The organism is Paenibacillus chungangensis, from assembly GCF_042675905.1.
In the GTDB taxonomy this organism is placed as follows: Bacteria; Bacillota; Bacilli; order Paenibacillales; family Paenibacillaceae; genus Pristimantibacillus; species Pristimantibacillus chungangensis.
The window spans coordinates 137,988-153,411 of sequence record NZ_JBHTJZ010000008.1; the positions used below are offsets into that span (position 1 = coordinate 137,988).

Below are 15,424 nucleotides of genomic sequence, written 5' to 3' on the forward strand. Positions count from 1 at the left end.
CTTCAATGATGACGGATCAGCATAATTGTTCGATCGTCTGATTGGCTACGATTATTCGAGTTGGGCAAGCGCTCCAATAGTTGCTTAAGCACGAAGGTCGGTTCATTACGCCAATCGATCTGGCGAAGCTCGTTCTCCCACCGTTCAAAGCCGAACAGCTCATTATGGGCATCGAGCGCATCCACAATGCCATCCGTTTGCATCACAAGCGTTTGTCCTTTGGCCAGCAAGAAGGTTCGTTCTGCTTCCGTGTAGGAGCAGTCATCCGCAACACCAAGCGGCAGCGATGATCCCGCAAGCTCCCTGACGATTCCGTCAGCCACAACATAAGGCGACAAGTGCCCAGCGCTTGTATAATCAACCTCCACAACTTCTTCCTTGCAACGAATGACCGCCAAGCCAACCGTCACGAATAGTCTGCCCTTTGCAATAGAATACAGTTGTTCGTTCAGTCGGCTCATCATTTGTCCAGACGAGCCGCCCTTGGCCGCTTCCTCTCGTAGCCCTGCAAGTATTGCGGTCATTACTATGGCCGCCGACATGCCTTTGCCCGCAACATCCCCTATAGCCATAATCATCTTCGTATCGTCAATGGGAATGACATCATAGAAGTCTCCGCCAACTTCATAGCAAGGCTCGCAGTATACGGCAAGCTGCAGTGGGTCAGTGACCGGAAGGGCTGCCGGCAACAGACGCTGCTGAATATCCCTCGCCAGCGCCAGTTGCTCCGCTACTTCATCGTACATGGCCGAGAGCCGCTCCTGTACTTGGTTGAAAGCGATGGTCAGGCTTGCCACTTCGTCATCAGAGAACAAGGGAACAGCTTGAAACGGCATAGTTTGGTCATCGCCACCGAGCTGGTACAACTTTGTCGTAATAATATGCAGATCTCTCTGCCAATTTCTCACGAACAAGACCACAACGCTGATCGAGAATAAGGTATACATGCCTGCAACCAGTCCATATACAGGAAGGTCGATAACCTTCTCCGTCATCGCTAATAGAGCGAATCTTCCGGAAGCCATGAAGGTAATGGCGAAGCATACGCAACAGATCAGATATAATGATCGTTGCATCGACGACGGCTTGAAGCCGCTGACCGCTGTCAGATGCAATTGCAGCAAATAGGGGCGTAATGTCGCTCTTGAGAGACTGAACAGCAATATGCCCACAACGAACGTCAAGCCTAATTCCGAGCTAATACTAATCGCCAGCTTGTTCCAGCCGTATGGGATGGAAAGGGCTGCACGATGCCTCACAATATCAGAGGTGTGAAATAAAACAATAAAAACCGCTGCCAGCACAACTACGCTAACAAAAAGCTCATAAGGAAAACGAAGCAGTCTCCTGAACAATTGTTCCTTGCCAGACGGATCCGTTAGATTCGACTTCAATACGGCTAACTTGGTTGCATGCGCGTTACGGAATAACGGATTCAGTCGAAACCAGGTAAAAACTAACAGAACCAGAGCAAAAATAATGTCGCTTGCGAGCAGAAACGGAATATGGAACAAGAGCATGCTATTCATCGGAAGCTGATGAAATACAAGATTGTTGATAATGATAAATATCGTACCGCCTAGTAATGCTGCCATATAGGCAAAAAAGAGGCGAAACAGCAGCTGAAAAGGTCTTCCAGGCATCCAACTGGTCATGCTGCCCCCTCCTGCAAGCGCCGGGATGAAAGAAGGGTATGCTCCCCTTGTTGCAGCTGTAGCTCCGCAATCTTGCCAAGGGAGTATGAACCGCATGTGAAAGGAGCAGCAATCGTTGGATTGATGGGATACTTGCCATCTGTCTCTGTCATCAGCCCGTCCTCATATACTAGCTGCAGCCGTATCTGTCCCGATAACGTCCACTCCAGCTCAGACTTCACCGTATCAAGCGTCATGACTGCGATATGGGCCTGCATGTCCTTCGCTAGTATCGTAATTAAATGCTGCTTCAGATAGTGGGTTAACTGCTCAGCCGAGACATGCTCATTCACTTGCGCTCGAAACATCATCAACAATGCCGACATAACAAGCGCCGCAGACAGCTCGCTTCCTGCTATTGCGCCTCCCAGCATGACCGCACGCTGATCATTTAGCCGGATAAGATGAAAGAACGTTCCCGACGCACATGCCACATCATTCTCTCCCGCCTTAATCTTCCATTGTCCAATCGATAGGTTTACGGGAGAGAAAAGCTGCTTTTGTACGTTGCGGGCGAGATCGATTTCTTCTTTCATGCGAGAATATTCCCGATTGAATGTATTCTGCAGCCGATTGAAGGCCAAGGCCAGCTCCCCTGCTTCGTAAGGCGATACGATAGGAATTGGAGTCAACCGATTGGCCTGGTTGACTTCGAGCTGAAGTATATTGCGCTTGATGTGTCCAATATCGCCTATCAAGTAAGACAAGGCTGTCTTCACAACCATTAACGTAACCAGGCCTACGACGAAGGCTATGGCTATATATACTCCCCACTGCACAGAGGAGCCGTACTCTACACCTTGATACACGTACCAAAATAAACGCAACTGCATATACAATAGGCCACAAATGACGATCGCCATCATTTCATTTGACAGTGGAATAAAACGTGGATTCGGCAAATGAACGATGTTTAATCGTTTTAGCTCGGAGCTACATATCCATCTCGCCAAGCTGTATTGAATTATCCCCAATGCCAAAAAAGTAGAGCTGTCGAATAAAATTCCTCTCCAAGCTTGAATGGCGGTTTCATGCGGCCATGAAGGCCAATCGGATACAAACAGGCGATATGTCTGTGCGATGAGCCATCCCGTAATCACGTAAAGCCAAAACAATTCGTTCGGAAAAGAGGAGAAGCGCCGCCACAGCTCATGCCTTTCCAGATGGTGTCCCTTGTCCGAAGATCGCTTTGTGGCGGAGTGTAGACGAAAATAGGTATACAAAATCAGCACAAGCAGTAATAATAAATAGCCTGCGACGATCCCCATCACCGTCTGCTTGAACTGTTGAGCCGAAGCATGGCTGACATATTTGTTGGATAGCAGCATGCCGCATACAGCGACAAGCGCTACCATCACATAGACGACATAACATTTTATTGCTGTTGTATGAAGATTGACGATTTTATGTAGCGGCTTCACAGCCTTCTCCCCCCGTATACAACGAGTTATGAATAATGTGGACGAAAAGAGGGGACAGCGCCTAATTCTGTTTTACAGCACTCTTCCCAGCTTGCATACGCATCCTTTGCTTCAAGATGTCGGCCTAACCGAATATATAATCGGATTAGCTTAGAGTGCGCTTCCTCCTGGTATGGCTTAATGGCTAGCCAACTGAGCAAATAAATTTCCGCATGCATCCAGTCCTGCCGCTGCTCGGCGTGCGTCAGACATTTTTGCAGCAGGGATACTTGCTTATGCGCCAAGTGCTCTCTTACCTGCTCCAGCCACTCCAGATAGGGCAGCTCAGGCAGTAATTCATCATAAAGCATGTAGGCCTGCTCATACATCTCATATGACAAGCTCCGATCGGTCGACCACAGCTGGTCTGCAACGCGAATAAGCGTTAAGTACTGCTCAACGTCCACGTATTCGATAGCTTCCTCTCTAAGCTTGATCAGTCCGTTCCTGACAATTACTGCCTGCTCCATTCCCAACTCCGCATGCAGCGTTCGCTTTAATTGATGAATAATGACATACAACTGCTGCAGCGCTTTATCCGCCTCATCGCCAAGCTGAAGCGCCTCGATAATCTGCTCTCGGATACCCGAATAATTAGGCTGCAGCGCAAGAAAAAGAAGCAGCTCCTTCGCCTTATTCCGCTTCCACTTCATATGGAGGCGCTCTTCCTGACCTCTTAGAAAGCGCATTCCGCCGAAAAGATGAAGCTGCCAAGGTACATGACTACTCTCTTGCTTGGGGTACAACGAATGCGGATGAGGCAGTGAACGCTGATCCTCTCGCAATATTCCGGCCAGCTGCTGCAGTTCCAGATCATGGTCGGAATCCTCAGCAGATTGATGCGAGCAAGCTATGCACGAGAGTAGCTCATACTGCAGCGTCAAATCCGACGGATACACGCCCATACAGGCGCGTATCCCATCGATATGCGTCTGCGCTTCCTGACCCAGCTGCACTGAACAATGCAGACTAGTTATCGCCATTGCGGCAACCATCGTGTAAGGAAGAGGGACATTGCACGTCGAGAGCTCATGGACTGTAGTCATTGCAGTAGACCATTGCCGATTGCCATACGCCTTCAGAAGCTGAAGCAAGCGGATCAGAGGGGCAAGCTGAGGGTCAGATGCGCCTCGGACACGGCATTCATAATAAAGCTCGTTCCAGGCGTGAACAGACATAGCGGGAGCGCAGCGTAGCGCCAAGTCAACTGTTGCCATGCAAGCCTCCTCCCAGCGACCTTGCTGCGCGTAGGCAAGAATGGAGAAGCGGAACAGCTTCACAGCGTGAGGATTCAGCCTATCCTTATCTCCTCCACGTAAAGCAGATGGGAGCCACGTACAGCCGACAGCCTGAAAATGGGCGATGGCCGCTTCGGCTTCCAGCTGTTGCTCTTCCCGTTGCAATTGTTCTGAGATCACTTCTGCCGACTCGAAATCGCCGAGCCTAAGCTGGATATGCCCCAGCATCGCCAGACAGGGCAGAAATGCTCTCGGAACATACATCTCTGCCCACCCTCTTGCCGCCAGCTCCATGCTCTCCCGCGCCTCCGTCAGCTTTCCGGCATGCCATTGCTGCATCCCAATGCATTGCATGAGAATCGGGGAACGCCGCCGATAACTAGTCGGTATTCGTTCCAAGACATCCGTAGCTATACGATCGCCATCCGTTATTCTCCTCTCAATATACAGCACTGCTTGCTCATACCGCTCCAGGCAGAGCAACTCATCCAATAGCTCCTTACGATCCTCAGCATTACCAGTCATTAGCTTCACCCGCTTTATAGCTTTAAAGCGATTATAGCATGTTTGGATGTACCTTATTTATCGAGAATGAATTGAATAATCCATATGACGCTACCGTCCGTATACGTTCCGTCAGAATCATATGCCAGAGCGGTTTTTCCACTTGGCGTCACGTACATCGCCCATGTATCCGCGCCCTCGGGGGATTCTAATATAATGCCGCCTTCATAGCCGTACACTTCATTATAATCAGCCGGCCGCCAAGTTCCGGTTTGAGTCACTGCATACGTTTTCAGCGTATACGTTCCATCTGACTGAACGGTTAATGTTCCTCCGCTGGCTCCTGGAGTGAACGTATGGCCGACATACTCGCCGGTAAGTGGATTGTAGATGCTTAACGCACCGCCTTCAATCCATAAGTTCCAGCTTCCCTGATACTTCGTGTAATCATATTCCGCCTCTTCCATTCTCGTTTGGTTTGCATCTGGCGCAACGATTGAACGATTCCCCGTTATTGTAATTTGTCTCAATTCAGGATCGTATTCTACGGTCATGTCAAAATTTTCGCTAATAAAACGGACGGGTACAAGCGTCGTTCCATTTTGAATAATAGGTTCAGTAAGCAAAGTAATGGATCGTCCGTTTATGATGGCGGTTTTGGAATCAATGTACAGCACAATGGTCTGACCGTTAAGCTGGAGCGTTACTTTCCGTTCATCGCCGTCCCAATCTACCTCCGCACCCACCGCTTCTGCTATAAATCGAAGCGGAACAAGTGTCGTCCCGTTGTTAACAATAGGCGCTGTCTGAAGTTGCGCAAGCTGACCTGCAATCGATGCATCGGCTTGCCCGATCGTTAGAATAATCGCTTGACCAGCCGCACCTTCTTCTAATATAGACGGAGGAACCTGTGATGGTGTTGTGGCAGGCATAGGCGATCCGGTTGGCATGGGCGTAGGAACCGGTGTAGGGGAAGGCGACGGCGTTGCAGCAGGTGTTGCAGCAGGCTGCGCTGCCTCCATAACGTAGCTGAACGATACATGGTCCTGTTCTATAACATCTATTCGAATTTTCGCATGCTTGCCCGAACTTAAAGCAATTAAGTAAATTTCTCCTTGTTGCATCGTAATGGAGCTTACGGCTCCCTGCTGGCTAACAGGCGTACGATCTTCCAATTCACCAAGCCCCTGCTTAACGATACTTCGAGCGCCCAAGGCGCCATACGAATTGATGACAAAGTCTGCTGCGCCGCTATCGGTTGTCAGCTCCAGGCTGGACAATTGAAGGCCGCCTTTATCCAGCACATCCCCCGACCAATTCAGTGTATAGGGATGCAGCGGCCGATATTCGCCAGTCTGTACTTCGCCCCAATAGATGTAGCCCTTATTGCTTGCTTGTGCTTGCAGCACATTTGAAAGACACAACAGGATAAAAGCCAGCAATGCGGTCATGTAAAGCATGCTCTTCTTCATATTTTCCATCCTCCTACATCATGATCTATTCATAATGTAGCGAGATAACCTTACAAACTCCTTACAACTCCACTGAAAGCTTCCATACGCAAGCCGCTAGGGCCTTACAGCCCTTATGAATCGCCTTCGAGACATCCACGAAGGGTAGTATGGATGCAGATAAAAAAAGCCTAGGGAAATCAGCTCGATTTCCCTAAACTTTTGATCCAATCAATCAATAGGATGTGTGATGAATAAACGATCCGCAAAGGCTACAATTTCTTCCTCATAATTAACAGCGATTACACGAATGTTATATTCCGTAGCAGGAAGAAGCCCAGAAATCATCTGATTATTGCTTACGGTCGTTTCCAATAGCTCATGATCTAAATAGATATGATAGTTCAAATTTTCATTGCTGTAATTATCCCAATACAAGTCAATAAAATCGCTCGATACTTCAGCCCTCAGGTCTACTATGACTGGATAGAGTCCGAATTGAAAGGAGAATTCGGCCACTCCGCCATTACCATCATTAGCAGTAATTGTAATTTCAGCTGAACCCATACCGTATGGTTGAATGATGATCATAGCTCCATCTGCGTTAACCCTTGCAATAGAGGTATCACTCGAATTGACGGTGAACGTTAACGTATCGCCATCCTCATCGCTGAAAACTTCGCTCAAGTCTATCTCAAAAGGCTCCTCCGTATTGGACATCCGATCCGCTATCGGGTTAATAACCGTAGGTGCGGTATTAGTCGGCGTCGGCTCCGGCGTAGGTGTCGGTTCCGGCGTAGGTGTCGGCGTCGGCTGTGGCGTCGGTGTCGGCTCCGGCGTCGGCTGTGGCGTCGGCTGTGGCGTCGGCTGTGGCGTCGGTGTCGGCTCCGGCGTCGGCTGTGGCGTCGGCTGTGGCGTCGGCTGTGGCGTCGGTGTCGGCTCCGGCGTCGGCTGTGGCGTCGGTGTCGGCGCTGGCGGCCTTGTTGGATACTGTTGCCTCTGCGCTGCCGCTTGGCGTTGTCTTTGCCGCTCCAACCCTTGGCGTTCTACATCGAATTTTTGTCTTTCTTCATCCGAAAGCTTGTTTCTTAACATATTCTCGGCTGCTTGTTGTTGCTGCTTTTTTGTTCTTTCAATGGCCTCTAATTGTTCTAAGCGTTTATCCTCTAGGGAAGATAAGAGTGCATCCTGTTGTTGTCGCGCCTGTTCACGCAGCTTATCTTGTTCTTCCTGCTTTCTCTTCCTCTGTTCTGCTAATTGCTTTTGTATTTCCTGCTGCCGCTTTTGCTGGTCCGTTAATTGCAGCGGCGGAACATTATTTAGATCAATTTTATAAGTTGTTTTCTTGTTGATTTCATCAATAATCTCGTTTACTCGGTCCGGATCCATTTTATTTTGTTCCACGGCTTGCTTCAACAAGTTCACCAGTAGATTATTCAGATTATGTTGGTATTGTTCTATATTGTCTTGCGATATTCCTGACGGAAGATCACTAGAGTTAGACCCAGAGGGGCTATTCCTCATCATTTCTTCCAGCATCGACGCTTGTTCTTGCTTTATCTTCTCCCAATTTCTCAACAATGCTTCAATGACAGCAGGTGAGGCTTGATTAACGAATTCAGCCAGATCAACCATGACAGGCTCACTTGCTTCTCCACTACTCCCTCCTGGAAAAAAGAGCGATTGCTGTGCAGGATATATGGCACTTGGACTCTGACCGCCCCCATTGCCGCCTGCTTGAACAAGACCGCTGCTTACAAAGAATCTCGACTGCCCTGTAACTGGGTCGATGCTCACAAGAAAGTTCGTTCCGCGAACATTAGTTTGAGCCGTCGGAGTCATGATTTTGAATGTATCTTTTGAGTCAACCAACGAGGTCACACTAGCACCAACCATCCCGCTCCATAGTACAAAGCTCGTATGCTTCACACGGAACGCCTGGCTTAAATTTGAAATGTGCAGCTCCGAATTTTCACTAATCGTTAGTTCATCCTTGCGATCAACCGTTCTTAAAATCGCGCTTGAATGATATTCAGTAGCGATTTGATCGCCATGTTGAAGTCGCATGCCGTCATAAGCTCTGAACGCCAATGAACCGCCCGCCTGCTTCACCCAAACCGTTCCTTCAATCTGCTCCAGCTTGGCCGCTCTCGAATGGCGATTGATTGCAGGCAGCTTTATGACGGCTTGTGCTATCTCCCTCAAAATAACCGACCTTGTATGCTGATCCCATTCAACATCTGCTCCGAACGCCTCGCTAAACGGTCTGATTGGAACATAAGCTACGCCAGCTTTAATATAGGGCGCGACCCCCATCTCATGCTGTTCTTCCTCGTCAGAAGTTTTATTCTTCGTAAAAATCACAGGACTTCCATCCTGCAGCCTTATTCGCACATCGTCCTTTGTTAATTCAATCGTACGCTCATGATCATCGAATTCAACCATGTAGCCCATCGCTTCACTTAACGCTCTAACAGGAACCATCGTGTTGCCCTTTACAATCTCGGGCTGCGCATTAAAGCTAATGACTTGATTCTCGAACACAACCTTCACTTGATCATCCTGCGGCAAGTTGTCCGGAAGCTCGTACCATTCAAGCTTGCGAATTTGATTATTATAGCTGTCCGCAATGAGCAAATCGCCATTGGGCAAGACGGCTACATCTGTGGGATGATGAAGCAGATTGTGACCGTTAATGCCGTCTACACGGCCGAATTGTGCAGGTACTCCAGCAATCGTATTCACTTGTCCATGAACAAGAGTACGAATCGTATGGTTGAGGCTGTCGGCAATAATTAACTCTTGCTTCTCCGTGACAGCAATTCCTCTAGGTGAATAAAAGCGAGCTTCTGAGCTGGCCCCGTCTGCATAACCGCCTTCAGCATACAGAGCGCCCTTCGCATAAACAGGCCGTTCCCCTTCAGACAAGCCTGCCGCCGTTGTAACGGTTCCTTCCGCCACATCGATATAGCGTATAACATGATTGCCTGTATCGCTCACATATAAATTGCCTTTATCGTCTATTGCAAGGCTGGTAGGCTCATTGAACTTGGCTGCTGACAACTCACCATTCTCATAATCGCCTGCAAGAACCGCATAACCGCTAATGACCTCAATGACCCGATCTGATGGAGCGTTTAACGTAGTCACCTGCCCATCTGATGTAATTTGTCGAATCACATGATTCAGTGTATCTGCAACATATACAGTGCCATCCACAGCAACAGCAACATCTTGCGGGTGATTGAATCTCGCTGCTTGGCCTTTTCCGTCTTTATGCCCGAGTATGCCGTCTCCAGCGATTGTTGTTACCATGCCATCTTTAGATATTTTTCGAATCAGATGATTGGCTGTATCCGCAATGTATACGTTGCCTTCCGAATCCGTGTCCATACCCGAAGGCCCATTGAAGACAGCCGTTCGCCCAGCACCGTCGTTCCAGCCTCCACTTGGAATGCCGTTATCATCTATGTCCCGTATAAATCCCGCATAAGTAGTCACCTGATTATTCTTAATTTGTCTTATCAGATGATTCTTGCTATCTGCTACAAGCACAGATCCATCCTTTACTATCGCCATTCCTTGCGGCATGCGGAATGATGCTTTCAAGGCTGCTTCATCCCAATCATCAAAGTCACCGCTACCAGCCAAAGTTGAAATACTTGAAAGAGCTTGATAGTTGCTAGTAGAGGGCTGCTCACTTCGCATCTTCTCAGCTTGCGCAGCCGTAGCTCCAAATAACGTCAAAAGCATGATGGCAACTAACGATTTACTAATAAACGCTTTCATAGGAGTCTCCTTTATACAATTTAGATTCAAGCCGTGCGCCTACAGCTTCCGACTCTTCAAGATATTATAGATAGAAACCTATAAATAAAAGTCCTACTAAAGTAGTACATCGACAAAAATCGCAAGCTCATGCAAATAGTAGAACAATTGCAGATCAGCCTGCTTTTATCAGTCTACATCAACTATATATTCTTCACATTATTATAGCAAATAATGGTAGGATGTGCATGCGCTAAAGTAAACCACAAACGCGACTGTAACTGAATCGACTTATCGCATGAACAATCTCACGAATGGCAGAACCTATTATGTTGTCGTGAAGGCCGCTGTGAATAGAGCTGGAGTAGCGGTGATGATGCATAGATTATTACAGAATGCTGATTAGATTGATAATAACAATTAAGCAAAGGGCCATCCTGCAATGGATGGCCTGATTCTTTCATTAGACTATCGTTGTTCTACATCCACCACCAAAATCAAGTACCTATCTCACGAATTCGTATCAGCGTACTGTCGAAATCGCCGCATAAAGCAAGCGGAATCCCTATATTCATCAGTCCGCTGCCGCTCATTGTGAACGGCACGCTCGTCTCAACCTTGTATATCGAATCAGGCTGCAGCCCTTGTAGACGAAGACGTGGCAGAAAATTACCGAACTGCTGAGAATGCAGAAATGCAAACACAGCGGATTCGCTTGCATCATGATTGACATATTGCACTGCTGTCGTCGATCCCGTTCGAGGTGAGAGCAGCCGATACTGTTGGCCTTGCTGAATCATTGGACGCAGCTCCTTATATAGAGCTACCCATTGTTTCGCCTGGGAAAGCTCGGCGTCTGACCAGTGGTTCAAATTACCGCCGATACCAAGCGCCCCCATCATTGCAGCATGGAAACGGTATTTCAGCGATACGCTTCGATTATTCGCATGACCGGGAGAATCAGTTACCCAGCACATCATAGACTGAGCCGCATAGGTATAAGAGAAGCCTTCTTGTATTTTCAAACGATCAAAAGCGTCCGTATTATCGCTAACCCATGCTTGATCGGCATAGCGCAGCATGCCGAAGTCGACTCTGCCGCCGCCGCTTGAGCATGATTCAAACGTAACCTCTGGAAATTTCGCTCTAAGCTCATCCCAAATTTCGTATAAATGCTGCACATGTCTAACCCAAAACTCGCGTTGCTCTGCCTCGGGAACATGCAATCCGCCTGGCTCGCTAATAGCGCGGTTCATATCCCATTTCACGAATTTGATATTATTTTCCGATAACAGCTTCGTAATAAAATCGAGGATAAACGCCTTTACTTCCGGCTTGGATAGATTAAGCACAAGTTGATTTCTCGCAAGCGAGTTTTCCCGATTCGGAAAATGATAAATCCAATCGGGATGATTGCGATACAGATCGCTGTCCGGATTGACCATCTCCGGCTCTACCCATATACCAAAGTCCATGCCAAGCCCATTGATGCTTTCGATTAATTCCCCTAGGCCATTCGGAAACTTCTCTGGATTGACATACCAATCGCCAAGACCCGCTTTATCATGATTTCGTTTCCCGAACCAACCGTCATCAATGACGAATAGTTCGACGCCCATAGCCGCTGCTTTTTGAGCCAGCAAAATTTGCTCGTGAATATCAATTGTAAATTCTGTAGCTTCCCATGAATTGTAAAGAACCTTCCTAAACGTCGATCGCTCGTTAGAAGGCATAATATATTGCAGTTGATAGCCATGCAGCCTTCTGCTCATACCTCCAAAGCCTTCGCCCGAGTAGCCGCCGATAAATAGAGGCGTTTCAAACGTCTCGCCCGCTTTCATGCTCCATTCAAAATCGAAATCGTTTATACCGCCTACTACTCTTACGTTGCCGAACGCTGTTTTTTCGGCGGTTATTTTCCAATTCCCGCTCCACGCAAGCGCTCCGAACCAGACTGTTCCAGCCGCTTCCTTAGCCGACCCATCATCCATCGCAAACCAAGGATTGGCATGATGACTTGTAATGCCGCGCCGGCTTTCAATTACTTTTTTCCCTTCATTAATAATGCTCGACTTAAGCTGGGTCTCTTCTTGCCACTTCCCAGCAATATAGGTCATTCTGCTTTCTTTCATCGCTGGAATAGACCAGACCGCTGACTGGGCTACTTCAAGCTGGATGGAGTCTTTTCCGTTATTGATCAGGCTTGCCCCGCGTTCAATTAGGTCATAACCAGCTATGACGGTATACGTCAACCTAACCTCCAATGGATAATAGGCATCCTGAAGGTGAATAACGAGTATATCACACTCGCCCGAATTACTAAGCTCATAGCTTGTATACCGCAACTTCAAGTCCCTGACCCCGTCGTGAAATTTCACCTTAAGCGCAGGCTCGATAAAGCTTAGTCCGCCCCAAGGGCTATACTCTTCTTTTTCCCGCTCCACCTCAGCGTCAAAATGTGAATGATAATATGGCTGCAGCAATCCAGCTAAATCGTCTATTCTAATTTTGTTTCCCCAATGAATATGCAATAAGCAACCTTTCGCATCTACTCCAAAACCGTAGCACATATTATCGGTTGTTAGTAAAAATAGCTGCTGCTCATCATTTACTTGAATAGTCACAATCGTCCCCCCAATTATTGATTCAATCTTGACAATAGTCCCAGCTTTACATCAAGTGACCAGTTGGATGATGCTTTGGGTTCTACTAACAATGTTTTTCCTCGCTTATATGCACTATCCAAATTATCGTAATAGCCATTGCAAGGCTCGAGTGCTACCATCAATTTTTCATTGTAATGACCCTCGTTAATCCATAGCCCAAAGTAAGGCAGCTCCTTGACTGACCAAGATAATTGTACAAACTCGCCTGTATTCAGCTCATATAACCCCGCTTGTCCTGTTGCAAATGGAGTGTTAGCGTAGAACTTCCTCGAGTCCTGTACTTCACTCGGAGAAAGTCGATCTATATTCATTCTGCTATACTCTTTCTCCGATTGAGTCCACTTGTACAAGAGTCCCTCTTCGTAACGCTTGCCTCCTACCACACAAAACACCTCATCGAGCTCTGGAGGTATCCGGATTTGGGTATGAACTGTTGCAGCAAATAGAGGATGCGGGCACCAAATTGCAATGAGCGGTGCCTCCATAAGATTCATCACCGAATATGAAAGCCGAAGAGTCTGATCATCGATAAAGCTGATTGTTCGGGTAAAAGAATACGGAAGCACCTCTCCGCGTGTCTTTGTTACTAAGCTATGATCAGTCATGCTATATGTCCATGGAACAGACCATAACTCTCCATGATCCGGAAGATGTATGTGCTCATGAGAACCTGGAAGAGGATAACGACATACATCAATTGTCGGGAAGCATTCATCCCAGCCGTGCATCATCTCCTCGGAATATGAGTCGCCATAATTCGCATGTCGTATCCCGTCTCCAATTGCTTCAACGAGCCACTCTTTTCTTGTTTCTTTGAATTGCAGTGATACTATGCTACCTCCCGCTTGAGGCAGTACAATTAGCTTCACAGCCGCGCTTTCCATGAGTATGGCCTCACTGCTTCGAAAATTGGTTTTCTTGACTATAACGTCCACCAAAACCCTCCAATCTCGTTTTCACTTCGTAGGTAGCTATTCTGCGTGTTTTATCCAATTGTCATCAGGATGTGAACCATATCTCATAGCTTATCTGACATTTTTCACCAGCAATTTAAGGGAAAGCGCACGGTATACGGGATCTTCTCAGAGGTGATTCCCCTGTGCATCCTTCAGCTCCTCAATTAATGTAGCAACGTTACACCTGAGCCGCGTCTACGCTGACGAAATTCCCGGATATACCACGCTCCGGTCAAGACGAACAGAACCGAGCAGATCAAATACGTCGCAAGCAGGCCGTACTCGGCATCAATAACGCTGTAAATAAGTGCGGGGCCCAGTGCTGCTCCCAGGTCAGTCGATACGGAGTATGCAGTCATAACCGCTACGACAGATGTCGACTTCGCGGCATCTGCGGCCATGGTGTCCATAATTGTACCGAGCGCTGTGCTCGTCATCATCACGAGAATAACGACCGCTATCCAAGCGACGATGGGCAATTTCCACGGGATGATCGCGAATCCGGCAGCAGCACCCGACAGCGATAAGAAGAAGAGCGGCAGCCTCCCCTGAGCGCCGTCAGTTATGCGGCCGAACCGTCCCGCCAGGAACGGCTCCCATGCGCACCTTAATGCGCTTAACAGGCCACCTAATGCAGTGCTGCTTGCGACAAGACCGAAGATAAGGTTGATGTCGGCGTAATGGAAGTCAATGACATACGTCAGCGTTGCGCTGAAAATCGCATGCAGCATCGAGATGACAAGCCCACTGATGACGATTTTCTTTACCGCGATCGTCCAGATAGAGCCCCCAGGCGCACCGGGCCTGCCAGACTGAAGCGATTCTGCCGTCTTAACCGCTTTCACAGCCACCAGCACAAGCGGGATGCCCGCTAATGCCAGCAGGCCGAACAGGATCGAGACAGGTGCAAGGCCGTAGATCGGAACGAGCATTCCTCCGAGCAGGACGCCTACCAGACTGCCCAGCCGCCATACGCCGTTGTACCGGCCCATGTAACGGCCGCGCTTCGCATCCCCTGCACATTCAATGACTGTCAGGTAGCCACCCATTCTCATCAGAGACCAGGCGATTCCCCATACGGCTCTAAGTGCCAGCCAGGCGGCGAAGCCCTTCCATAGACCGTATCCAATTGTCGTCGCCGCACCCAATATGACTGCGGCCAGCAAGCCGGTACGCAGAGACATATGGCGATACAACCAGCCGATCAATGGATTGAGCGGCAACCGAATGAATCGGTTAGCAGCCAGCAGAATGCCAACTTGCCAGAGCGAGTCCAATCCCGCTTCCTTCCAATAAATCGGAAGAACAACATACAGCATGGAATCGCCGCATAAGGCGAGGGCGCTAACGCCCCCCACAATTGTTATTGTCCGTGCCCCCTGATCTACCTGCTTGACTTTCATTTTTTCAAACCTTCCATCCTTTGGAGTCAGCCGGTCAGCCGGTTATGAATAATCATCGATTGTCAATCGGTCGATGGCTTTCTGACTCAGCTTGATGGCCACGTTGTCCGCCGAATATTCCACTTAGATTGTATCGCCGATGATGATAGAGCTTCTCCTTCGGATCCCCTCCGATAGGCTTGAATATTTCACGCTGAAAGCATCATCAACTTGCCCATTTGGACATCACCGATTCGCGGTTAGAGCATCAGCAATATTTTGTTAGAGCATCACTACGTTATGAA

At 48.3% G+C, this 15,424-nt stretch carries 8 protein-coding genes; all 8 read right to left on the bottom strand.

Features of this window, described 5'->3' with window-relative positions:
* Nucleotides 1-2 precede the first annotated feature (2 nt).
* Entirely contained in the window at nt 3-1,655 is a 1,653-nt protein-coding gene (locus tag ACFQ2I_RS07800; RefSeq protein WP_377563371.1) for a PP2C family protein-serine/threonine phosphatase, read from the bottom strand.
* On the bottom strand, nt 1,652-3,115 hold the full coding sequence (locus tag ACFQ2I_RS07805) for a SpoIIE family protein phosphatase (RefSeq protein WP_377563372.1): 1,464 nt from the start codon (nt 3,113-3,115) through the stop codon (nt 1,652-1,654). The genes ACFQ2I_RS07800 and ACFQ2I_RS07805 overlap by 4 nt, the downstream gene beginning before the upstream one ends.
* A 26-nt stretch (nt 3,116-3,141) precedes the next feature.
* Nucleotides 3,142-4,917 (bottom strand): AfsR/SARP family transcriptional regulator, encoded by a 1,776-nt coding sequence (locus ACFQ2I_RS07810; protein WP_377563373.1) that lies wholly within the window; start codon nt 4,915-4,917, stop codon nt 3,142-3,144.
* 53 nt (nt 4,918-4,970) lie between these two features.
* Nucleotides 4,971-6,368: a copper amine oxidase N-terminal domain-containing protein gene (locus ACFQ2I_RS07815; RefSeq protein WP_377563374.1), complete on the bottom strand. Its 1,398-nt coding sequence runs from the start codon at nt 6,366-6,368 to the stop codon at nt 4,971-4,973.
* Nucleotides 6,369-6,578: 210 nt separating this feature from the next.
* Entirely contained in the window at nt 6,579-10,136 is a 3,558-nt protein-coding gene (locus ACFQ2I_RS07820; protein WP_377563376.1) for a stalk domain-containing protein, read from the bottom strand.
* 476 nt (nt 10,137-10,612) lie between these two features.
* The gene (locus ACFQ2I_RS07825; RefSeq protein WP_377563377.1) at nt 10,613-12,739 is read right to left on the bottom strand and encodes an alpha-galactosidase; all 2,127 of its coding nucleotides are present in this window, start codon (nt 12,737-12,739) and stop codon (nt 10,613-10,615) included.
* A 14-nt stretch (nt 12,740-12,753) separates the two neighbouring features.
* On the bottom strand, nt 12,754-13,665 hold the full coding sequence (locus tag ACFQ2I_RS07830; RefSeq protein ID WP_377563378.1) for a hypothetical protein: 912 nt from the start codon (nt 13,663-13,665) through the stop codon (nt 12,754-12,756).
* A gap of 236 nt (nt 13,666-13,901) precedes the next feature.
* A complete protein-coding gene (locus ACFQ2I_RS07835) occupies nt 13,902-15,140 on the bottom strand; it encodes an MFS transporter (protein WP_377563380.1) in 1,239 nt (412 codons plus the stop codon).
* Nucleotides 15,141-15,424: the final 284 nt, after the last annotated feature.

Coding starts and splice junctions, on each gene's coding strand:
- ACFQ2I_RS07835 (WP_377563380.1), bottom strand. CDS start 15,140: ATGAAAGTCAAGCAGGTAGATCAGGGGGCACGGACAATAACAATTGTG.
- ACFQ2I_RS07820 (WP_377563376.1), bottom strand. CDS start 10,136: ATGAAAGCGTTTATTAGTAAATCGTTAGTTGCCATCATGCTTTTGACG.
- ACFQ2I_RS07815 (WP_377563374.1), bottom strand. CDS start 6,368: ATGAAGAAGAGCATGCTTTACATGACCGCATTGCTGGCTTTTATCCTG.
- ACFQ2I_RS07830 (WP_377563378.1), bottom strand. CDS start 13,665: ATGGAAAGCGCGGCTGTGAAGCTAATTGTACTGCCTCAAGCGGGAGGT.
- ACFQ2I_RS07810 (WP_377563373.1), bottom strand. CDS start 4,917: ATGACTGGTAATGCTGAGGATCGTAAGGAGCTATTGGATGAGTTGCTC.
- ACFQ2I_RS07800 (WP_377563371.1), bottom strand. CDS start 1,655: ATGACCAGTTGGATGCCTGGAAGACCTTTTCAGCTGCTGTTTCGCCTC.